At 64.6% G+C, this 20,646-nt stretch carries 22 protein-coding genes; 19 read left to right on the forward strand and 3 right to left on the reverse strand.

Annotation, left to right across the window (positions count from 1 at the left end; genetic code table 11):
* Positions 1 to 160: 160 nt before the first annotated feature.
* From QZ609_RS03635 to QZ609_RS03695, 13 genes are read left to right on the forward strand one after another with little or no spacing between them, the layout of a single operon-like run.
* Entirely contained in the window at positions 161 to 2,164 is a 2,004-nt protein-coding gene (locus tag QZ609_RS03635) for a conjugal transfer protein TraG (RefSeq protein WP_024569783.1), read from the forward strand.
* Positions 2,161 to 2,625 (forward strand): ribbon-helix-helix protein, CopG family, encoded by a 465-nt coding sequence (locus QZ609_RS03640; RefSeq protein WP_017515335.1) that lies wholly within the window; start codon positions 2,161 to 2,163, stop codon positions 2,623 to 2,625. The genes QZ609_RS03635 and QZ609_RS03640 overlap by 4 nt, the downstream gene beginning before the upstream one ends.
* Entirely contained in the window at positions 2,622 to 3,647 is a 1,026-nt protein-coding gene (trbB, locus tag QZ609_RS03645) for a P-type conjugative transfer ATPase TrbB (protein WP_017515336.1), read from the forward strand. Before QZ609_RS03640 ends, trbB begins: the two co-directional genes overlap by 4 nt.
* Positions 3,644 to 4,027, forward strand: coding sequence for a TrbC/VirB2 family protein (locus tag QZ609_RS03650; RefSeq protein ID WP_017515337.1), 384 nt, complete (start codon positions 3,644 to 3,646; stop codon positions 4,025 to 4,027). Before trbB ends, QZ609_RS03650 begins: the two co-directional genes overlap by 4 nt.
* Entirely contained in the window at positions 4,024 to 4,293 is a 270-nt protein-coding gene (locus tag QZ609_RS03655; RefSeq protein WP_024569782.1) for a VirB3 family type IV secretion system protein, read from the forward strand. Before QZ609_RS03650 ends, QZ609_RS03655 begins: the two co-directional genes overlap by 4 nt.
* A 14-nt stretch (positions 4,294 to 4,307) precedes the next feature.
* A complete protein-coding gene (trbE, locus tag QZ609_RS03660) occupies positions 4,308 to 6,758 on the forward strand; it encodes a conjugal transfer protein TrbE (RefSeq protein ID WP_024569781.1) in 2,451 nt (816 codons plus the stop codon).
* Positions 6,755 to 7,483: a P-type conjugative transfer protein TrbJ gene (gene trbJ, locus QZ609_RS03665; RefSeq protein WP_064496229.1), complete on the forward strand. Its 729-nt coding sequence runs from the start codon at positions 6,755 to 6,757 to the stop codon at positions 7,481 to 7,483. The genes trbE and trbJ overlap by 4 nt, the downstream gene beginning before the upstream one ends.
* A gap of 11 nt (positions 7,484 to 7,494) precedes the next feature.
* Complete coding sequence (locus QZ609_RS03670; protein ID WP_017515260.1) at positions 7,495 to 7,788, forward strand: hypothetical protein; 294 nt, start codon at positions 7,495 to 7,497, stop codon at positions 7,786 to 7,788.
* A complete protein-coding gene (gene trbL, locus QZ609_RS03675; RefSeq protein ID WP_024569780.1) occupies positions 7,785 to 9,149 on the forward strand; it encodes a P-type conjugative transfer protein TrbL in 1,365 nt (454 codons plus the stop codon). Before QZ609_RS03670 ends, trbL begins: the two co-directional genes overlap by 4 nt.
* Before the next feature lie 12 nt (positions 9,150 to 9,161).
* Positions 9,162 to 9,866 carry a conjugal transfer protein TrbF gene (gene trbF, locus QZ609_RS03680; protein ID WP_005413072.1) on the forward strand — a complete coding sequence of 235 codons (705 nt, stop codon included), beginning with the start codon at positions 9,162 to 9,164 and terminating at the stop codon, positions 9,864 to 9,866.
* Positions 9,863 to 10,852: a P-type conjugative transfer protein TrbG gene (trbG, locus tag QZ609_RS03685; RefSeq protein ID WP_017514534.1), complete on the forward strand. Its 990-nt coding sequence runs from the start codon at positions 9,863 to 9,865 to the stop codon at positions 10,850 to 10,852. Before trbF ends, trbG begins: the two co-directional genes overlap by 4 nt.
* A 2-nt stretch (positions 10,853 to 10,854) precedes the next feature.
* The gene (locus tag QZ609_RS03690) at positions 10,855 to 12,132 is read left to right on the forward strand and encodes a TrbI/VirB10 family protein (protein WP_017514535.1); all 1,278 of its coding nucleotides are present in this window, start codon (positions 10,855 to 10,857) and stop codon (positions 12,130 to 12,132) included.
* Positions 12,129 to 12,365, forward strand: a complete 237-nt coding sequence (locus QZ609_RS03695) for a DUF2274 domain-containing protein (protein ID WP_024569779.1) — start codon at positions 12,129 to 12,131, stop codon at positions 12,363 to 12,365. Before QZ609_RS03690 ends, QZ609_RS03695 begins: the two co-directional genes overlap by 4 nt.
* A gap of 174 nt (positions 12,366 to 12,539) precedes the next feature.
* Here QZ609_RS03695 and QZ609_RS03700 read toward each other — a convergent pair whose 3' ends face one another.
* From QZ609_RS03700 to QZ609_RS03710, 3 genes are all read right to left on the reverse strand, one after another.
* A complete protein-coding gene (locus QZ609_RS03700) occupies positions 12,540 to 13,265 on the reverse strand; it encodes a class I SAM-dependent methyltransferase (protein ID WP_024569778.1) in 726 nt (241 codons plus the stop codon).
* Between the two features lie 173 nt (positions 13,266 to 13,438).
* On the reverse strand, positions 13,439 to 14,485 hold the full coding sequence (locus QZ609_RS03705; protein ID WP_024569777.1) for a nucleotidyl transferase AbiEii/AbiGii toxin family protein: 1,047 nt from the start codon (positions 14,483 to 14,485) through the stop codon (positions 13,439 to 13,441).
* Positions 14,478 to 15,074, reverse strand: coding sequence for a DUF6088 family protein (locus tag QZ609_RS03710; RefSeq protein WP_017514520.1), 597 nt, complete (start codon positions 15,072 to 15,074; stop codon positions 14,478 to 14,480). Before QZ609_RS03710 ends, QZ609_RS03705 begins: the two co-directional genes overlap by 8 nt.
* A gap of 168 nt (positions 15,075 to 15,242) precedes the next feature.
* Between QZ609_RS03710 and QZ609_RS03715 the strand changes: the two genes are divergently transcribed.
* From QZ609_RS03715 to QZ609_RS03740, 6 genes are read left to right on the forward strand one after another with little or no spacing between them, the layout of a single operon-like run.
* Complete coding sequence (locus tag QZ609_RS03715) at positions 15,243 to 15,890, forward strand: hypothetical protein (RefSeq protein WP_017514519.1); 648 nt, start codon at positions 15,243 to 15,245, stop codon at positions 15,888 to 15,890.
* Complete coding sequence (locus tag QZ609_RS03720) at positions 15,887 to 17,095, forward strand: XRE family transcriptional regulator (protein WP_017514518.1); 1,209 nt, start codon at positions 15,887 to 15,889, stop codon at positions 17,093 to 17,095. The genes QZ609_RS03715 and QZ609_RS03720 overlap by 4 nt, the downstream gene beginning before the upstream one ends.
* A 29-nt stretch (positions 17,096 to 17,124) precedes the next feature.
* Positions 17,125 to 18,009, forward strand: coding sequence for a DNA-processing protein DprA (locus QZ609_RS03725; protein WP_017514517.1), 885 nt, complete (start codon positions 17,125 to 17,127; stop codon positions 18,007 to 18,009).
* Entirely contained in the window at positions 18,002 to 18,640 is a 639-nt protein-coding gene (locus QZ609_RS03730) for a hypothetical protein (RefSeq protein WP_029700171.1), read from the forward strand. Before QZ609_RS03725 ends, QZ609_RS03730 begins: the two co-directional genes overlap by 8 nt.
* 23 nt (positions 18,641 to 18,663) lie before the next feature.
* On the forward strand, positions 18,664 to 19,803 hold the full coding sequence (locus tag QZ609_RS03735; protein WP_024569775.1) for a phosphoribosyltransferase: 1,140 nt from the start codon (positions 18,664 to 18,666) through the stop codon (positions 19,801 to 19,803).
* Between the two features lie 14 nt (positions 19,804 to 19,817).
* The gene (locus QZ609_RS03740) at positions 19,818 to 20,642 is read left to right on the forward strand and encodes a serine protease (RefSeq protein WP_017514905.1); all 825 of its coding nucleotides are present in this window, start codon (positions 19,818 to 19,820) and stop codon (positions 20,640 to 20,642) included.
* Positions 20,643 to 20,646 lie beyond the last annotated feature (4 nt).

Genomic DNA, 20,646 nt, shown 5'->3' on the forward strand with positions numbered 1-20,646 from the left:
CTCGCGGCATTTTTCCTCGATTCGCCGCGACGCGAAATCTTGCTTTTTTCTCGACATTTCTTCCGATAACGGTCTTTGACCGCCCCTGACATGACTCCGATCCTCACGTGTGCGGCACGCCTTTGTGCTGCGTGTCAACGAGGAGAAAGCGGAGGCCAGGATGCAAGGTCAAGGCGTGCTGTTCGGGCAAGTCGGTGTCGTGTTCGGCATCGTGATTGCAGGCGTGTGGACCGCCACGCAGTGGACAGCCGCCGCCCTGGGCTATCAGCTACGCCTTGGCTCGCCCTGGTTCGATTTCTTCGGCAAGCCGGTCTATCACCCTTGGCGGTTGTTCGAGTGGTGGTTCTCCTACGATGCCTATGCGCCGCGCATCTTCGACACCGGTGGCGCGATCGCGGGCGGCAGCGGCCTGGTCGCCGTCGTGGTCGCCATCGCTATGTCGGTGTGGCGCTCGCGACAGTCGAAGCTGGTCACGACTTACGGCTCGGCACGTTGGGCCGAAGTTGCCGACATTCGCAAAGCCGGCCTCGACAAGCCGGCCGGTGTCTTCCTCGGCCTGCATCGCGGCCAATACCTACGGCATGAGGGCCCGGAACACGTCCTGACTTTCGCGCCGACACGCTCCGGCAAGGGTGTCGGCCTGGTGGTGCCGACGCTGTTGAGCTGGCCGGCGTCAGCCGTCATTCACGACATCAAGGGCGAGAACTGGCACATCACGGCCGGCTGGCGCTCGCGCTTCTCGCACTGCCTGTTGTTCAACCCGACCGATCCGAAATCGGCCGCGTACAACCCGCTGCTGGAAGTCCGGCGCGGCGCGCATGAGGTGCGCGATGTGCAGAACATCGCGGACATCCTGGTCGATCCCGAAGGCGCACTCGAACGCCGCAACCATTGGGAGAAGACTTCGCACGCGCTGCTGGTCGGCGCCATCCTGCATGTGCTCTACGCCGGCGAGGACAAGACGCTGCGCGGCGTCGCCAACTTCCTCTCCGACCCGGCTTGCCCGTTCGAGCTGACGCTGCATCGAATGATGACGACGCGCCACCTGGGCGACGTGCCGCATCCCGTTGTCGCATCCGCCGCGCGCGAGGTATTGAACAAGTCGGACAACGAGCGGTCGGGCGTGCTGTCCACCGCCATGTCGTTCCTCGGCCTGTACCGCGATCCTACGGTGGCCGAAGTCACCTCTCGCTGCGACTGGCGCATCGCCGATCTGATCGCCGCCGACCATCCCGTTTCGCTGTACCTGGTCGTGCCGCCTTCGGACATCAGCCGCACCAAGCCGCTGGTGCGCCTGATCCTCAACCAGATCGGCAGACGCCTGACCGAATCGCTCGACGGCAGCGACGGCATCGCACGTCGCCACAAGTTGCTGCTGATGCTCGACGAGTTCCCGGCGCTGGGCCGGCTCGACTTTTTCGAGACGGCGCTGGCGTTCATGGCCGGCTACGGCATCCGCAGCTTCCTCATCGCGCAGTCGCTCAACCAGATCGACAAAGCCTACGGCCAGAACCATTCGATCCTCGACAACTGCCATGTGCGCGTGACGTTCGCCACCAACGACGAACGCACCGCCAAGCGCATCTCCGAAACGCTCGGCACGGCGACCGAGCTGCGCGCACAGCGCAACTATGCCGGCCATCGGCTCGCGCCGTGGTTGGGGCACCTGATGGTGTCGCGCCAAGAGACGGCGCGCCCGCTGCTGACGCCCGGCGAGGTGATGCAGCTTCCACCGGACGATGCCGTGGTGATGGTGTCCAGCGTCGCGCCGATCAGGGCCAAGAAGCTCCGCTACTACGCCGACGCCAACTTCAAGCGCCGCGTGCTATCGCCGCCGGCACTTGCGAACGGCCGCTACGTCGATGCGCCACCGGTTCGTCCTGACGACTGGAGCGGGCTGGCTATCCCTGTTGTTCCGGTTGCTCCCTCAGCCGTCGGCCTGGCCGGCGGCGACGCCGGCACCACGGACGACGGCGGCCCGCGCCGTCAGCCGGAGCTGTCCGAGGTCGCCGAATACCGCCCCGAACAGGAGCTGGTGGCCAACGACTTGGCGCTGCTCGATGACGACGACGCGCCGTTGCCGCTTCCTCGCCAGCTCGACCCGGCCATGCAGCGCACGGCCCGGCTGGCTTCCCTTGACCAACACGACGGGATCGAGCTATGAGCCAGTACCGCCTCAACCTGTTCATTCCGCACGAGCACGCAAAGCGCCTCGACGAGCTGGCCGCCAAGAAAGGCGTGTCCAAGTCATCCATCGTCGCGGCAGCGCTGGCGTCCTGGCTGTCGCCCGACGCGGGCGACCAGCGCGAGGCCGCCATCGCCAAGCGGCTCGATCGGCTGACGCGCCAGTTCGAGCGGCTGGAGCGCGACCAGAACATCGAGATCGAGACGCTGGCACTGTTCGTGCGCTACTTCCTGACCGTCAGTACGCCGGTTCCCGAAGCCCATCAGGAGGCCGCACGCGCGCAAGGCAAAGCGCGGTTCGAGCAGTTCGTCGAACAGCTCGGCCGCCGCCTGATGCGCGGACGCAGCCTCGTGCGTGAAGTGGTGGAGGAACTGAACCCCGATGCCGCACGGCTGGATGGCGCGGCGGCGCTGGGCGAGGACCAGGAGCGCGACTCATGAGCGCGCAACCGCAGTCCTTCGCCACTACGTCGCTCGACCGGCGCATCCGCATGTTGCGCACGGCGATGGGGCCGCTGATCGCCGCCGCGCTCGAAGACCCTGACGTGGTTGAAATCATGCTCAATCCAGACCACACGCTCTGGATCGATCGCCTGTCGTCGGGCCGTGCACCAATGGGCGCGGAGCTGTCCGAGGAAGACGGCGAGCGCATCATCCGTCTGGTCGCGGCGCACGTCGGCGCAGAGGTGCATCGCAGCCAGCCGCTGCTCACCGCCGAACTGCCGGAAACGGGCGAACGCTTCGAGGGCATCCTGCCGCCTGCGGCGCCGGGGCCGGCCTTCGCACTGCGCAAGCGCGCGGTTGGCGTGATCCCGCTGGATCGCTACGTCACCGACGGGATGATGACCGCCGAGCAGGCCGAGTTCCTGCGCCGCGCAGTGCGCGAGCGGCAGAACATCCTGATCGCCGGCGGCACCAGCACCGGCAAGACAACGCTCGCCAATGCCTTGCTCGCGGAAATCGCCGCAACGGGCGACCGCGTGTTGGTGCTCGAAGACACCATCGAACTGCAATGCACTGCGCGCGATCACGTGCCGCTGCGCACCCGCGCCGGCGTCGTGTCGATGACCGAGCTGGTGCGCGCCACGATGCGCCTGCGTCCCGATCGCGTGATCGTCGGCGAGGTGCGCGGCGGCGAGGCCCTGGATCTCATCAAGGTGTGGGGCACAGGCCATCCGGGCGGCATCGCCACCATCCACGCCGGTTCCGCGCTCGGCGCACTGCTGCGCCTGGAGCAATTGATTCTCGAAGTCGCCGTGAATCCGCCGCGGGCGCTGGTCGCCGAGGCGGTCAATGTCGTCATCCACATCGCCGGCCGCGGCCGGCGCCGTCGTATCGAAAGCATCGCCCGCGTCGTCGGCTTCGACGGCGTGGGCTACCGCTTGGCGGATGCGCTGGAGGCGCCGCTTCCAGAACTGCCGCTGTCTTCCTCATCCCTCAACCCCTCTGGAGAACTGCCATGACGCAGATGCACGCCCCTGCTTTCCGCTTTTCCGTAAATCCGGCTTCGTACCTCGCGCGCCTGCGTCGCCTCGCCGGCCCGGCGCATCACGGCCTGCTGCTGGCCGCCATCTCGCTGATGACGGCGGGCACGGCGAAGGCCGCCGGTTCCTCGATGCCCTGGGAGGCACCGCTGCAATCCATCCTCGAATCCATCCAGGGGCCGGTTGCGCGCATCGTCGCGGTCATCATCATCATCGCCACGGGCCTGGCCCTCGCATTCGGCGACACCAGCGGCGGCTTCCGCAAGCTGATCCAGATCGTCTTCGGTCTGTCGATCGCCTTCGCCGCATCCTCGTTCTTCCTGTCGTTCTTCAGCTTCTCCGGCGGGGCCGTCGTATGAGCACGGCCAGCGACTTGCCGGGCTTCGAGGTGCCGCTGCATCGCTCGCTGACCGAGCCAATCCTGCTGGGCGGCGCACCGCGCACCGTGGCGATCGCCAACGGCACGCTGGCCGCCGCCGTGGGCCTGGGCCTGCAACTCTGGATTCCCGGCGTCGTGCTCTGGATCGTCGGTCATTCGCTGGCGGTGTGGGGCGCGCGCGTCGATCCGCAGTTCATGCAGGTGTTCGCCAAGCACCTCAAGCACAAGCCACTGCTGGACGTGTGACGGAGGACGCCACGATGCTCAACCTCGCCGAATACCGCCAGCGTCCGGCTTTGCTCGCCGATTGGCTGCCGTGGGCCGGGCTGGTCGCGCCCGGCGTCGTGCTGAACAAGGATGGCAGCTTTCAGCGCACTGCACGTTTTCGCGGGCCTGACCTCGATAGCGCGACACAAGGCGAGCTGGTCGCCACGACCGCGCGCTTGAACAATGCACTGCGCCGTCTCGGTGTCGGCTGGGCGCTGTTCGTCGAAGCCGAGCGCCGGCCGGCAGCGGACTATCCGCATTCGGATTTCCCCGAGCCGCTGTCGTGGCTGGTGGACGAGGAACGGCGCGCAACCTTCGAGGAATCCGGCAACCACTTCGAGAGCGGCTATCACCTCACGCTGCAATACCTGCCGCCGGAGGAATCTCGGGCTCGTGCCGCCAAGCTGCTGTACGAGAACACGCCAAGCGCAGGTGTGGATTGGCGCGAACGCCTGACTGCATTCGTCGCGGAAACCGGGCGCATCTTCGACCTGCTCGATGGCGTGATGCCCGAAATCGACTGGCTCGACGACGCCGAAACACTGACTTACCTGCACGCGACTGTCTCGACGCGGCGCTACCGCATCGGCGTGCCGGACGTGCCGTTCCACCTCGACGCATTGCTGGCGGACGCGCCGCTGATCGGCGGCCTCGCGCCGATGCTTGGAGATGCGCACCTGCGCGTCGTGACGGTGCGCGGCTTTCCGACCTCGACCTGGCCGGGGATTCTGGACGACCTCAACCGGCTTGGCTTCGCGTATCGCTGGAGCACGCGCTTTCTCTGCATGGATAAGGCAGAGGCCGAGAAGGAGCTGGTCCGCCTGCGACGCCAGTGGTTCGCCAAGCGCAAGAACGTCCTGGCGCTGCTGCGCGAAACGATCTTCCAGCAAGAGAGCCCGCTGGTCGATACCGACGCGAGCAACAAGGCGGCCGACGCCGATGCGGCCCTGCAGGAGCTGGGCAGCGATCAAGTCGCCTTCGGCTACGTCACGGCGACCGTGACGGTGCTCGATGCCGATGCCGACACGGCCGACGAGAAACTGCGCATGGTGGAGCGCGTGATTCAGGGTCGGGGCTTCGTGACCATCCCCGAAACCCTCAATTCCGTGGAGGCGTGGCTGTCGTCGGTGCCGGGCAATACCTACGCCAACGTGCGCCAGCCCATCGTCTCGACGCTGAACCTCGCGCACCTGATGCCGGTATCAGCGGTGTGGGCTGGACCGGAGAAGAACGACCACCTTGACGGCCCGCCGCTGATCGTCACCCGCACCGAAGGCGCCACGCCGTTTCGGCTGGTGACACACATCGGCGACGTGGGCCACACGCTGGTCGCCGGCCCGACCGGCATGGGCAAGTCCGTCCTGCTCGCCACGCTGGCGATGCAATTCCGCCGCTATCCCGGCTCCCGCATCTTCGCCTTCGACATGGGACGCTCGATGCGGGCGACCGCGCTGGGCCTGGGCGGCGAATACTATGACCTGGGTGCCGATGGCGCGATCGCGTTCCAACCGCTCGCGCGCATCGACCAAGAGAGCTACCGCACCTGGGCCGCCGAATGGGTTGAAGGTCGCCTGCAACATGAAGGCGTCGCCGTCGGCCCCGACGAGAAGGCGGCCATTTGGTCGGCGCTCGGCAGCCTTGCCGGCGCGCCGGTCGAACAGCGCACGCTCACGGGCCTGTCGGTACTGTTGCAGTCGAACGCGCTGCGCCAGGCGCTTGCGCCGTATGTGCTTGGCGGTGCGCACGGCAAGCTGCTCGACGCCGATCACGACCGGCTGGGCGCGGCCGACGTGCAGTGCTTCGAGATGGAAGAACTGATGCACAGCAAGGCCGCAGTGCTGGCCGTGCTGGGCTATCTGTTCGCGCGCTTCGAGGAGCGTTTCGACGGCGCACCGACGCTGCTGATCCTCGACGAGTCCTGGCTGTTCCTGGATGACCCGGTGTTTGCAGCGCGCATCCGCCAGTGGCTCAAGACGCTGCGCAAGAAGAACGTCAGCGTCATCTTCGCCACGCAGTCGCTCGCCGACATCAAGGATTCGAGCATCGCGCCCGCAATCATCGAGAGTTGCGCCAGCCGGATCTTCCTCGCGAACCCGCAGGCCACCGAGCCGCAGATTCGCACGATCTACGAAGGCTTCGGCCTCAACAGCCGGCAAATCGAGATCGTCGCCACCGCGCAGCCCAAGCGCGACTACTACTACCAATCCCGCGCAGGCAATCGCCTGTTCGACCTCGACCTGGGGCCGGTCGCGCTCGCGTTCGCAGGCGCTTCGACACCCCAAGACCAGCGCGCCATCGACCGCGTGCTGAACGACGCCGGAGCACCGGGCTTCGCCGGCGCCTGGCTGCGCCACCGCGGCCTCGATTGGGCGGCCGACCTGCTGCCGTCCGCGCCATCCGCCGCGTCCTTCCTCGCTTCACAACCACAGGAGATTTCGCCATGAAGATTCGCCTTCTCGCCCTCGCTGTCGCTGCGTTCGTCGGCGCCATGCCTGCTGCGCACGCGCAATGGGCCGTCATCGACGCGACCAACCTCGTGCAGAACACGATGACCGCCGCGCGTACGCTGGAGCAGATCAACAACCAGGTCAGGGAACTCCAGAATCAAGCGCAGTCGCTGATAAATCAAGCGCGCAACCTGGAGAGTCTGCCGTTCAACGTGGTCAGCCAGTTGCGCACGAACCTGGCGACCACCCAGCAGCTCATCGCGCAGGCGCAAGGGTTGGCGTTCCAGGTGCAGAGCATGGATCAACAGTTCGCGCGCCTGTACCCGGAGCAGTACGCCGCCACCGTCAGCGGCAACCAGATGTACCAGGACGCGCATCAGCGTTGGCAGAACACGCTCGAAGGCTTGCAGACCTCGATGCGGATGCAAGCGCAGGTGTCGCAGAACGTGACCGCAGACGAAAGCACGCTGACCGATCTCGTCGGCCAGAGCCAGTCGGCCACGGGCGCCTTGCAGGCCATGCAAGCGACGAATCAGCTTCTCGCCTTGCAGGCCAAGCAGTCCATCCAGACGCAGCAGCTTCAGCTTACGCAGGGGCGCGCCACGTCGCTGGAACTGGCACGCCAGGCCGCCGCCGTCGAGCGCGGCCGCGAGGTGACGCGGCGCTTCCTCGGCACCGGCACGGCGTATACGCCGCAGCCCGTGACCTTCTACGGCAACTGACGGGCACAGCCATGAAACGCGCGTCCGTCCTGTTCGCCATCACGTGCCTGCTCGCTGGCTGCGACCGGCCACACGCGCTGTCGGTCGATGCACTGGCCACCGACCCAACTCGGCTGCACACGCTGCTTGCGCAGTGCCGGCGTGGCGAGCATGGCGGCGCGTTCTGCGCGCAGGTCGCACAAGCCGACCTGCGCCGCTTCCTCTCCGGGCGCGCCGGGCCCGATGAATACCAAACGCTGGCCGACCTGCCGCCGATCCCGGCCAGCTTCGACGGGCCAGACGCGCCGTTGGAGGCAGAGCCATGAACGACGTCTCAATCATCGACCACTTCCTCAACGTCTTTTCCAACTACATCGACTCCGGCTTCGGCCTGCTGCGTGGCGAGGTTGCGTTCCTGACCGCGACGCTGGTGGCGATCGACATGACGCTTGCCGGGCTGTATTGGGCGCTCGGTCACGCCACCGGCCAGGGCGAAGACGTGATGGCGAAGCTCATCCGCAAGGTGCTCTACGTCGGCGCCTTCGCCTACATCATCGGCAACTTCAACATGCTGGCCGGCATCGTGTTCCGCTCGTTCGCCGGCCTGGGCCTGACGGCCACTGGCTCGGCCGTGAGCATGGAGACGTTCCTGCAACCGGGGCATCTCGCCAAGACCGGCATCGACGCGGCGGCGCCGATCCTCGACCAGATCAGCGAGATGGCCGGCTTCCCCGAGGTGTTCATCAACATCACGCCCATCGTCGTGATGTTCCTCGCGTGGTTCACCGTCATCGTCTGCTTCTTCGTGCTGGCGGTGCAGCTTTTCATCACGCTGATCGAGTTCAAGCTGACCACGCTCGCCGGCTTCGTGCTGGTGCCGTTCGCCCTCTGGAACAAGACCGCGTTCCTCGCGGAAAAGGTGCTCGGCAACGTGGTGTCGTCGGGCATCAAGGTATTGGTGCTGGCGGTCATTGTCGGCATTGGCACGGGCTTGTTCGCCGAGTTCCAGGTTACGCCCGACGAACCTTCTATCGACCACGCGCTGGTCGTGATGCTGGCCTCGCTCGCCATGCTGGCGCTCGGCATCTTCGGGCCGGGCATCGCCACAGGGTTGATTTCTGGCGGCCCACAACTCGGCGCTGGTGCGATGGCTGGTGCGGCCTTGGGCGCGGCGGGAACTGCCGTTGCCATCGGTGCGGCGGCCACTGGCGTTGGTGGTGCGGTCGCGGCCGGGGCGCGCATGGCACCCGCCGCCGCTGGCGCGATTGGTAGCGGCGCGCGTGCCGCCGCCTCAACTGCCAGCAGCGCGCGGTCGGCGTTCCAGGCCGGTTCCGCTGCTGCGGGTGGTGGCTTAAAGGGCGCTGCCGCCGGTGTAGGCAACGTCGCAAGGACTGGCGCACAGGCCGCCGGGCAGAAAGTCGCCGCCGGCGCACGCGCATTCGGCGAGCGAGTTGCCGGTGCATTCCGTGGCGAGGGTGGCGCGGCTGCTGGCGGGTCTGCCGAAGCGAGCGCATCCGAAACCGGCCCGTCCTCGGCTGCTGCCGATCAAAAGCAACCTGCTTGGGCCAAGCGCCTGCATCGTCGCCGGCAAATCGCCCATGCCGCGACCACCGCCGCGCACACGCTGCGCGGCGGAGACGGCGGTGGCTCGGCGCAAGGCCCAAGCCTGGGCGATTCCGATTCTTGAGGAGAACGACCTATGCGATTCAAGCGACCGCAGGTGCGCTATGCCGATACGCCGCAGCCTGCCACTCCGTATCAATCCGCCGCGCAGGCGTGGGACGAGCGCATCGGCTCGGCCCGTGTGCAGGCGAAGAACTGGCGGCTGATGGCCTTCGGCTGCCTCGTGCTCGCGCTGCTGATGGCCGGCGGTCTGGTGTGGCGTTCGGCGCAATCCATCGTGACGCCCTATGTAGTGGAGGTGGACAAGTCCGGTCAGGTGCGCGCGGTCGGCGAAGCCGCCACGCCGTACCGGCCGGCCGATGCGCAGATCGCCTACCACCTCGCGCACTTCATCACGCTGGTTCGCTCGCTGTCCATCGACCCGATCGTGGTGCGGCAGAACTGGCTCGACGCCTACGACTACACCACCGACCGAGGCGCGGCCGTGCTCAACGACTACGCGCGCACCAATGACCCGTTTGCGCGCGTCGGCAAGGAGTCGGTGACGGTGCAGATCACCAGCGTCGTTCGTGCCAGCGACTCGTCGTTCAATGTGCGCTGGACCGAGCAGCGATTTGTCAACGGCGCGCCGGCCGGTGCCGAACGCTGGAACGCAGTGGTCTCCATCGTCCTGCAAACCCCGCGCACCGAGCAACGCCTGCGCAAGAACCCGCTGGGTATCTACGTCAACGGCCTGTCGTGGAGCCGTGAACTCGATGCGTCCGAAGGAGCCAAGCCATGAACCAGTCTTTCCGCTTTTACGCTTTCGTGCTGACCTTGGCGGCCCTGTCGGGCTGCGCCTCGCAGGGCAAGCCACCACCGCGCATTTCTCTCGACGAGCCGGTGCAGGCACAACCGCTGCCCGAACCGCCGAAGCCTGTTGAAGTGGTGGCGGTGCCGAAGGTGTTGCCGATGCCGGCGCAGATGAAGCCGCTGCCGGAAGTGGATGAGGCCAAGCCAGCGCCGGAGCCTGCCGACGAAACCTTGCGCGTATCGCGTGCGAACGCCGAAGCGCGCATGGCACCCACGCGCGAGGGCTATGTCAATGCGATCCAGGTCTGGCCCTTCACCGATGGCGCGCTGTACCAGGTCTATGCGGCGCCGGGGCGCGTCACGGTGATTTCGCTCCAACCCGGCGAGGAGTTGGTGACGGTCGCCGCCGGCGATACGGTACGCTGGATTGTCGGCGACACGTCCAGCGGCGCCGGCAACTCGCTGCGTGTCAGCGTGTTGGTCAAGCCGATCCGCTCGGGCCTCAAGACGAATCTGGTCATCACCACCAGCCGGCGCACTTACCTGATCGAGCTGACATCGACTGACAAGGCGTGGATGGCGTCAGTGTCATGGGAGTATCCGAAAGACCAGATGCTTGCCTTGCAGCGTCAGGATCAGGCCGCGCAAGCGGCAGCGCCGGTCGATACTGGCCTATCGCTGGAGAAGATCCGCTTTCGCTACGCGGTCAGCGGCAGCAATCCGCCTTGGAAGCCGCTGCGCGCTTTCGACGACGGCGAGAAGGTCTACATCCAGTTCCCTCCTGGCATCGCGCAAGGCGAGCTGCCTCCGCTGTTCGTCATCGGCGCGCAGGGTGACGGGCAACTGGTGAACTACCGCTTCCGTGCCCCGTACTACATCGTGGACCGGCTGTTCGGCGCAGCCGAACTGCGCCTGGGCGGCGATAAGGGCGACGTGGTGCGCATCGAGCGCACGGACGGTACGAAGGGGAAATGACCATGAGCCAGGACGACACCCCGGACGTGCCCATTCCCGACGCTGCGCCAAAGGTCGCGCCTGAGAACGTGGCGCTGCGTGCGCAGCCGCGCCCGGTAACGCGGCTCAATCGCCGCACGCTGGCGATGCTGACCGGCGGCCTCGGCGTCGCTGTGCTGGGCGCAACCATGTGGTCGTTGCAGCCGGCGCATCGGCGCGGCGGCAACGAACCGGCCGAGCTTTACAACGTGGATCGCGTCTCGCGCTCCGAAGGACTGGACCAGCTTCCCGCCGACTACTCCAAGCTACCGCCCAAGGTGCCAGAGCTGGGGCCGCCGTTGCCCGGCGACCTGGGGCCGGCAATCGTGAAGTCACAACCGGCGGTGGCCAGCTACACGCCGCCCGGCCAAGACCCCGGCGCGGCCGAGCGTGACGCACGGCGCAAGGAGGCGGAAGCGGCTGCGGGATCGACGGTGTTCTTCCGCTCCAGCAACCAGCACGCCGCAACCGCACCGGCGCAGGTGGCTGCTGCCGGTCCGACATCTGGCTTGGCGGGCTTCGATCCGCAGGCCGCGGGGCCGGCCTCGACAGCGGCGCAGCCTGCCGACCCAACCGCTGTGCAGAACCGGCAAGACCAGAAAGAGGCGTTCCAGAAAGCCGGAACCATCGAAACCCGTAATTCCGGCAACCTGCAAATGCCGACCTCGCCGTATCAGGTGATGGCGGGGACAGTGATCGCGGCGGCGCTGGTGACAGGCATCAAGTCGGACTTGCCGGGCGACGTGATTGGCACAGTGACGGAGCCGGTGTACGACACCGCGACCGGCCGCTATCTGCTGATCCCGCAGGGGTCGCGCATCTTTGGCAAGTACAACAGCCAGGTCGCCTACGGGCAAAGCCGCGTGCAAGTAGTGTGGAATCGCATCATCCTGCCGGACACGTCTTCCCTGACGCTGGACAACCTTGCCGGCACCGACCCGGCCGGCTACGCCGGCCTGGAGGATGGCGTCGATTGGCATTGGGATCGCATCGTTGCAGGCGCGGCGCTGACGACGCTGCTGGGCGTCGGCGCCGAGTTGGCCGCGCCGGAGAACCGCAATGGTGATCGCATCATCGTCGCCGGGCGAGACAGCCTGCAGGACAGCGTGAATCAGGCCGGGCAGGAGATGACCCGACGCAACCTCAACATCCAGCCCACACTGACCGAACGACCGGGCTTGCCGGTGCGCATCATCGTTAACCGCGACCTGGTACTGCGGCCGTACCAGCCGCTGTTCTTTAATCGGAGGGCTTCGCAATGAGCACGACCCGCAAGCTGCGACTGGGGCCGCTGCCGAAAACCGAAAGCGTCAAGCTGACCTTCGCGTGTCCTGCCGCGCTGAAGGCCGATCTGGACCGCTACGCCGCACTGCATGCGCAGGCATACGGCGAAGCGGTCGATGCGACCACGCTGATTCCTCACATGCTGGAAGCGTTTATCGCAGGGGATCGCGAGTTCAAACGGGGGAGGGGTGTCAAAGGGGGTGCGTCCTAGCTGTTAGTTCGAGCAATCGTCGCTACCGCGACGCGCCGGCCTGTGGCGGCGCGTAAAGGGCATATTTACTGCACTGTAAATATGCCCGTCCTATCAAATATGCGCTGAAACCGAAGGGGAAATCCACTGCACACCCTCAATCGCGCTTTTACGTTGAGGCGGGGGCGGCGAACCCTACACGTTGGCCATTCGACGAGCCAGGATGGAGATGATCACGGGCTTGGGCTTGCCGGCGGGCAGGTCCGGTCTCACGGTCTGAACATAGGGGAATGGGGTTGCCCCTTGATTCCAGTCCAGCACCTGTACGTCCGTCACGGTAAATCCTGAGTTGTTGAACATGTACGTTTCGTATTCTTTCGCCAACTCATCCTTGATTTGAGCCTCGCTAACCCCGGGTGGAGCGGCACCGCGTTGCACGGTGTGGACCCACTCCACGGATGGAGGGCAGAGCGGCAGCGCAACTAGTCGATCCTCGACATTTTCTCGGTAGACCTTGGGCTTTTCGTCGATGCGCAGGTCGGCCGGAGTACGCTTGTCATTGTCGTCAGGATGGGAGCCGATGAACCATCCGACCACGACCTTCGGCTGGAATGCCTCGATCGCCTTGAGCAGGTCCTCGGACGGCTCGAACAAGTCAGACTGGATGATCTGCGCAGTCACTCCGTGGGTGTTCAATCGGGATCGAGCGAGGCCAATCAAATAGGCGTTGTTGTCGATCGCCAAGACAGGCCGATTTGTCGCAAGACTCAACGTACTCCATCCTGCGCCGCAACCCACTTCCAAGGTCGCTTCGGTGGGAACAATCTGGCTGAGATGTGCATAGATATTGTCACTGGAGAATTGGGACGATTCACGCTCCCAGAACTCCGAATAGTCTTTTGGTGTCATTCGCTGCAGCATTACGCCCCCTGTTGAATTGACGAATTCCTAATGTGTTCGCGACTGCGCAAATTGCGTAGCCCCATTCATGATCAGATGCGCGCGCTGCGAAACGCAATGCACAACCTCGCGACCAACTCAACGTCCTGGCTCTGCGCCTTCCCGCCAGGTGCTCGCTTTGCTTCGCCCAGGACTCACGCAGACGGTTGGCTCTCCAGGTCCCCATTCGCTCCAACGGCATTCGCCTTCTGCTGAATAGCCTGGCATTGCTGGAGCAGGGCGTCGAACGATTCGACCTCATCGAGGAACAGCCCGTCGTCGACCATGTGTTGGTAGTCGGCGGCCAACTTGGCCAAGGCCTCGTCGTTGGGCACTAGGCACAGCCCGCCCGAGACGGCGGCGTAGTAGTCGATCGATGCGCCGTCCGGGCTTTTTTCCGCGAAGAAGATGCTCTTGTGATCGGCCACCGCCTTCGCGAGCGCCCTGTCGGCGATCGCCGCGTCAGCGAAGCCGGCGGCGTCCAAACGCGTTACGTCGTGCCAGTGACGTGCAAAGCGCTCACCACCGCGAAAGACACCTTGCGCGCAAAACACGTGGATCGCGGTGGCCTTCTCCCAGAAGGTCCGCTCGGCACGCATCACCTGCGGCGTCGCTTCGGGGAATTCCACGCCTTCGAGGTGCGCGGCGGCGTCGCAACGGACCGCGCGCGGTTCGCAAGGCTCCCCGGTGGAGCGCGCGCCGAATTCGAGCATGACCGCCGGCGGCACATAGCCCGTTCCTGAAGCCAACGGCGTGTAGTCGATGAACACCTTGTCGCCTTCGGCGCGGGCCTGGGCCGGCAGACCCTGCTGCTGCAGGTCCTGCTGAAGCCGCAGGACGACCTCGTCCGTCACCCATTCAGCCAGCCGGGTGCGAATCTCCTTGCTCCATTTCTTTTCCTGGCTCTTGCTGGCGGGAAGGGGCGTGCCTGCCTCGCCGATCAGATCGCCGGCGATGGCGCGGATGTCATAGGTGAGATCCACGTCCTCGGAAAAACGCTGGATGACGCCGTAGGCCTTCGACAGCGAGGTGCCGCCCTTGAAGATGAGATGCGACGCGTAGGGCGCAGCGAAGAGATGGCCCAGAGCCCATACCACCCAGACATCCTTCTCCAGCAGGTGGGGAGGGCGGCCGGAAGCGTTGGCCGCCTGGGCCAGCGCTTCCAGACGCTCATCGGCAGACAGGTCGAAGAACTTAGCCATGCGACACCAGCGCGCTCACTTCCTTTGCCATCCATGTCGGCAGGCGCGCACGTGCCGATGCGACTTCCTTCATCTCGGCCGCCGGCAGTTTGGCGCGCAGCGTGCGCAGCGCTTCACCGGCGCGCTCGGGCCCCAGCCAGGCCAATGCCCGCACGACATCGCCGGCAGCGCGGCCAGGAAAAATCAACTGCCACACCGGCGCGTGCCGGAATTCGACGGTCTGGGCCCCCAGCTTCAACCGGCGGCTGGGGCCGGAGGTCAGGTAGACGGAGCGCACGGGCACTTGCGTGGTCAGGCCCAGCGCGTTGGCCGCCGCCGCACCATGCGACACGATGGTTTCGCCGCGCTGGTGGGCCAGCCCCTCGACCATTTTGGAGGCCGAGGGGGCGCGGGAGCCAAAACGGCTCTCCACCGGCAGGACATAGATGCCGCGACCGGCGCGCAGCAGGGCGCCGCGCTGCACGAGTCGAGACAGCACCTGGTCCATCGCCGCCCGGTTTCCCAAATGGAGCAGTTCCTTGGCGACCAAGGGTGTGCCCTCCGGCAATCCGGCGGCGTGCTCTAGTACCTGTTTGGCGAGGGTTTGCATGGTGGGAATCTCCTAACTGGTAGAAGTATGAAGGAATTTCTGACACTTTTCAAGAGATGAGGGCTTCTGTACTTGCCATGGAAGCAAGCATTCCCGTAGTTTTCTGTTCTAAACGAAACTTTTTCGTGGTAAAATGCCGAAAAGCGAAATCAGACCTTTGGAGGACGAATGGCCCAGCCGCCCGTAGACACAATTCCCGACCTGTTGCAGCGCAGCCTGCCGCGCGAGCTGGTGATGGCCGTCGAGGAAGCCTTGACCGTCGGCGCCCAGCGCGCGCACGCCGCATCCAAAGGCATGGACGAAGGCCACTTGCCCCACGTCGTGGGTCAACTGCGGCATTTCCACATGAACGAGGCGTTTCATCGGGCACTGGAAATGGGCGAGGCTTCGCCAACCGCCATTCGCGGTAACGGCATCGTCAGCGGCCGGGCCGGGGTGTTCACACTGGCCAGGTTCAACATCCCGGACGGCTTCTGGATCAACGGCCGACGTAGCCACACGCGCCGCCAGATGTCCTATGCGAACAAGGCCATTGAGCCGTTGGTGCAACCGGAACTGTTCGATCAATACACCGCGCCTGCCGATGCGGTCGCGTTTTTCGTGGCGTGCTTCTCGGGCTCGCTGCATATCCAGCCAGAGTCGCCCGTGTCGATCCAGATTGCGGTGCCGGACCGCGAGATGCGCGGCTGGCTGTTCAAGGAACCACTGAATGCGTTCCTGCAGCGGTACGAACAAAAGCCGGCGGCGCAGGACGACCTGGCCAAGCCCAAGCTCAAGAAGATCAAGAAGCAGGGCAACGATGGCAGCGCGTCATGAGCCGCGGTGGTATTCAAGGCTTTGAAAGCGAGCGCCTCAGTCAGATTCTTGCCGCGAGGCGTTTGAGCCAAGCGCAACTTGCCTCGCTGGTCGGCGTGTCGCCCGCGACGGTCAGCAAATGGCGGTCGGGCAATCAGGCGCCCGAACGGGAAACCCTGGAGCGCCTTGCCGGCGTGGTCAACGTCACGCCCGAATGGTTCACGCGGGCGCCCTCGGCCAAGGTGTCGCTGCCGCTGTTTCGCAGTAACGCGTCCGCCCACGTGGCGGCGCGCGCGATGCTGGAAGCGCGCATGGAGTGGGCGCAGGACGTCGCGCTCGCGTTGTCCGAGTTCGTGGACTACCCGGCGCTGAATTTGCCGACCCGGCAGTTCAAGGAGCCCGATGAGATCACGCCTGACGAGATTGAACTGGCGGCGAGCGAATGCCGCGATCTGTGGCGTATCGGCCGTACGGCGGTGCCCGACCTGGCGCTGGCCATTGAAGGCGCTGGCGTCGTCCTGATCCGCGAGGAAACGGGCATTTCGCAGATCGAGGGCCTGTCGGCATGGAGCGATGCGCTGGGGCGCCCGCTGGTATTGCTCTCGGCCGACAAGGATAACGGCTATCGAAGCCGTTTCGACTTGGCGCACGAACTTGGCCACCTGATCCTGCATCGGTTCATTCCCCGGCCGACCGAGCGTGACCGTCATAAGCAACTGGAACAGCAAGCCCATCGCTTTGCGGGCGCATTCCTGCTACCGGCCGAAACGTTTGCAAATGAAGTCCGCACGCCGGTGACGCTGGACGATCTTCTCTTGCTCAAACGCAGATGGGGTGTGTCCGTCGCTGCGATCGTGATGCGTTTGCGTGCGCTGAAGATTCTGGATGAAGAAGCGGCCCAGTCGCTGTTCAAACGTCGGTCCGCCCGTTGGGGCGCGAAGTCCGAGCCGGGCGACGGCGATAGGCCACCCGAGCGGCCGCGCCTGCTGCGTCGAACGATCGATCTGCTCGTCGAGGAAAACGTGATGCCGATCGACTCGATCCCCAGGCACATTGGCCTGGCGGCCCATGACATCGAGATGCTGGCTGGCTTATCGGAAGGGTACTTCCAGGGCAAGCCCAAGGTTGTGCAGCTGGCTCGGTTGCGTTCAGTGCCCAGTGGCGCGGACGCACCGGTTGCCACGGACAGCAACGTCGTGCCGTTTCGATTTTCGCCGAAGCGTTGATCGGCGCGTCTATGGAGATCAGTCAAGCGATGAATGACATTGACGCAGTACTGAGCAACAAACCGATTTCACCGTCGCGGGAGATGGCGGCGTACGAGGCGTTGTGGGCGCATCAAAAAGCGACGTTCAAGACGATCGCTGACTGCTTCCGCGATAGCCCGAATGCGATGCCCTCCGAGCTGGTCTCGGAAGAGGAAATTGACACGGCGCTACAGCGGGTGCAAGACCAGATTGCGCACACGAAGATTCACGACTTTGGTGTGCGTTTGCATGGCGCAGAAGACTACCCCGATCGGTTGCGCGATGCCGCGCATCCCGTCGAACTGTTGTACTACCGAGGCTGGTGGGATCTGATCGACTCGCCTAAGCGGATCGCCATCGTTGGCTCGCGCAGCGTGTCCGACGACGGCTTGCGCCGAACCCGCAAGTTGGTGAAGCTGCTGGTCCAAGACGGCTACACCATCGTCTCCGGTTTGGCCAAAGGCGTGGATACCGCGGCACACACGACGGCCATTGACAACGGCGGCAGCACGATTGCCGTGATCGGCACACCGATTACCGAGTATTACCCACCCGAGAACCGGGCGCTGCAAGACTTGATTGCCGAGAAATTCCTGCTGGTGAGCCAGGTGCCGATCTGGCGCTACTCGACCCAGGACTACCGTAGCAATCGCCTGTTCTTCCCTGAGCGCAATGCCACGATGTCAGCGCTCGCGCAGGCAACGGTCATCGTCGAAGCCAGCGATACGTCCGGCACGCTGGCGCAAGCACGCGCGGCGCTGCAGCAGGGGCGCAAGCTGTTCATTCTGGACAACTGCTTTCGCAATCCGAAGCTGACATGGCCGGCCAAGTTCCAGAGTCAAGGGGCCATTCGCGTCACCGGCATCGACGACATCAGGGCAGCTCTTGGCTAAGCGCGTACTCAAAATCGATGCCCTGACACTTCCGGATCATCACTATCTGGACGCACAGGACATTTGCTACTACGCAGGTGAATACACTGCGGGCGAGGGGCATGCCTACAGCGAAACCAACCAGCTGATCCTCAACTTCAAGAAGTCCGTGGACAAGCGTGGAACCGCGCAGTGGCAATACAAAGAGCGCGCGATCCTGCAGGCAGCGGCAATCTTTCGTGCCGCGATCAAGGCTGACGCCGAAATCACCTTCGTCCCGATCCCGCCGTCGAAGGTGAAGAGCGATCCGCTATACGACGATCGCATGCTGCAATTGCTGCAGGCCGTCTGCCGGGGGCGTCACACCGACATCCGTGAACTGGTCGTCCAGCGCGAATCGGCGGCGGCGGCCCATCTGTCGGACACGCGCCCGACGCCGGACGAACTGGTCGCCAACTATCAACTCGACGAGAGCTTGGCCGAGCCGGCCCCCCAGACCATTTTTGTCGTAGACGACGTGCTCACCACAGGCTGCCATTTCAAGGCGGTGAAGCAAGTGCTGGAGCGGCGATTTCCCGAGGCACGCATCGTCGGGCTGTTCCTCGCGCGGCGAGCGCCCAAGTCGGTGGACTTGGATTTTGACAGCATCTAAGAACAGGACAAGGGACACGCCACATGCTGATCGTCATGACCTCTCCGGACGCCGTCCTGCGTAATGGCCAACCCGACCCGCAACTCGCCCAGGTGTTGATCAACGCCAAGGCGGCGGGCAATCCGGTGGGCTTGATTTCCAATCATGCGGAACCGGCCTGGTTTAACGGGACGTTTGGCACCAGTGGCGTTCAGTTCCTGCAAAGTCGAGGGCGGCAATCGGGCGAGATCGTGTCGCAGAACGCCAAGAAGTTTGCGCTCAATCCCTTCGATGCGCTGGTTCTCGCGGCAAAGGACGAAGACGTCCAGATGGGGAAGAACGGCGGTGCGATCCTCGTGGCAGCCGGATGGTCGGCAGCACAGCAGGTCGCCTCACTGGGCATTCGCGTGGACAGCGCCGCGCAGCTGCAAGAGATCATCAACCTGACGGCCGGCTGGTCGGGGCAGTGGTGGTATGCAGGCGACGCTGGCCGCTATCGGGTGCGTGCGCTTAGCGACTTGTCCGGCCTTGGCAAAGGTGTCACGCAGCAACTGTTCGCGCAGCGGCTGACCGCCACCGTCAAAGGCGGTGGCGCGCGACTGAACGCTTTGCTGGCCGTCACCTCGCGTTCGCTGCTCATGGAAAAAGTGAACGAACTGGATGGACTGGTATGGGGCGTCTATCCGTCGTCGAAGAGTGCTAACGACGATGACGAGATCCTTAGCGATTTCACGCATCGCTTGCGAACGACGGTTTCCCGCGTTCGCTTCTCCAAGCGGGGAGAGCCGCTATTCATTCGGCACACCCCTTCGCCGAAGCGCTCGGCGGGTGGTGGCGGTGATCGAACCGATCCGACCGGCCAAATTTCGACCATCCACCTGAACCCTTTCTACAAACAGAGCGGACGATTGGTCGGAAAGCACGTGATCGTTGTGGACGATTGCACGACCTACGGTGTGTCGTTTGGCGTTGCCGCGGCCTTCTTGCGCAAAGCCGGTGCCGCCTCCGTGACGGGCGTTGCGCTGGGGAAGTTTGGCAATCAGTTGCGTTACTACGAGATCGACATCAAGACCGATCCGTATCAGCCGGTCGTGGCCGGCGGCTTCACCGTGGCCGCACCGGGGTGGTTCCCCGGCGCCACCAGTGGCGTCGCTCAGCAGGTTCTGCTGACCTTGATCCCGTAACCAGGCTGACGGTCATGGACCTGCGGGCGCTATTCCAAAGTTACAAGCCAGCCTTGGTGCGCATCACGGTGCAGACGCCGGTGGGCGATTTGAGTACCGGCACCGCCTTCCATATCGGTGACGGTTGGCTGGTCACGGCGGCCCATGTGCTGCGCGATGGTGTCGTGCAGGAAGTGGTGTCCGAGCATGCGTCGGTGCCATTGACCGTGCAGTCGGTGATCTTCAACAAGGACGATCGCATCGACCTGGCCCTGATGAAGACCGATCTGGATCTGTCGCACTACCTGGACATGACGACGATTCATGGTTCACCGAAAGGCTTTGTGCAAACTGACCATATCGAGATCGGTGGGCATCTGGACGACTGGATCGGCGACGAGTTGGTGCTCTCAAAAGTGCTGCTCATGGGCTATCCGCCGATTCCGTTTTCGCAGCAGGCCGTGCTCCTGGCGTCGGAAGGAGAGGTCAACGCGGTGATGGACAAATACAGTGGGCCGCACCCGCATTTCATCATCTCGTGTCCGGCGAGGGGTGGTTTTAGCGGTGGCCCCGTATTGAGTGAATATGGCTTTTTGCTGGGGGTGCTTGTCGAAGCGCTCGTGATGGATGGCAAGGACGCGGAGACCGGCTATTCGAGCGCCATCTCGATCGAGCCCCTGCTGGTCATGTTGCACGACAACGGCATCTATCCCGGCAAGAACCGCCAGATCATCGAGGCGCTTATTGGTGGCATCGACAACGGCTTCGGGAAGCCGTCCTTGCGGATGCGCTGGATGTGGTTCATCGAGAAATCAATTCTAAAAATTCGGATGCTGATCCGGCGAAACAAGAGGATGTGAGGGC

Source organism: uncultured Ralstonia sp. (assembly GCA_913056305.1).
In the GTDB taxonomy this organism is placed as follows: Bacteria; Pseudomonadota; Gammaproteobacteria; order Burkholderiales; family Burkholderiaceae; genus Ralstonia.